1 protein-coding gene is annotated in these 944 nt (G+C 54.6%); it reads right to left on the reverse strand.

Translation table 11 applies throughout. The features are described 5' to 3' along the window. Positions 1-867 (reverse strand): ParB/RepB/Spo0J family partition protein (locus P7F28_RS09225; protein ID WP_277184209.1); only part of this gene is annotated, 867 nt, incomplete at its 3' end. Positions 868-944: the final 77 nt, after the last annotated feature.

Genomic DNA, 944 nt, shown 5'->3' on the forward strand with positions numbered 1-944 from the left:
TCTGGAAAAGGTCTTGCGTGGTAAGCGCCCTTTCGCAAGTCCCTCCCGCAGCGACTTCACCTTTTGGAAGGACAGTTCTTCTTCCAGTACCTTCGTTGCAAAGGCGTGAACTCGTTTGGCATCGGTAGCCTTGTGGTAGAGCGACAACTCATACGCAACGTTAATTCCGAATATCGAGGGGTAAGAGGAGATCATCTCTTGGACCTCGCCAGGAAGCTCAAGAAGGGCCAAGACCTTGCTGACCTTCGACTTACCCTCGCCCACCAACCCAGCTAGCTCATCGTTGCTCGTTGCGTAGCCACCGTCCAAAAGCCTCTTGTAGCCGAGAGCAAGGTCAACAACCGTTTCGTGCTCCCGCTCATTATTTGCTGTGCGAGCCAGCCGATAGAAGTCAATCGGCTCTAGTCCATCGATGATCTTAAGTTCGAGCGTTTGCGAGCGATTTTGTAGTGCCGCCTGCTTACGGTAGTGACCGTCGATAAGGATAGCCCGTTCGGGGTCAGATGGGTGTTTGGCCGCGAGCGCGGGAACAAGCTGGCCATCTTTCGCCATAGAGGCGGCGCGTGCCGCGATCTTCTCCTCTTGATAGATTGTGCGGCTGTTGAGGGGGTTGTCATCAATCTTGTCGATTGGCCACGGCGCAAATGTTGTCTGCACCTTACCTTGCCTTTCCAACGCCTCCAGGTAGGAATTCGCTTCCTTGCCGTTCAAAATATCTGAATCGGTTGCCTGGCTTTCCAGCAAGGTTTTCCGTCCCTCGAGCGCCGCCTCAACATTCTTAAACCGTGCCGTGATGTCTTTTGCACGGAGCGCTTGATCGCGCTTTACGCCGGCAGAAAGCGCCGCGCTGAAGTCTTTCTTAGCCACGTTGATCCCCCAAAATTTCGAGCACTTCGTCAACCAACGCGTTCACCTCTTTCTGTGCTGCCTTAGCCCCGCGCACC

The organism is Caballeronia sp. BR00000012568055, from assembly GCF_029439455.1.
GTDB lineage: Bacteria > Pseudomonadota > Gammaproteobacteria > Burkholderiales > Burkholderiaceae > Caballeronia.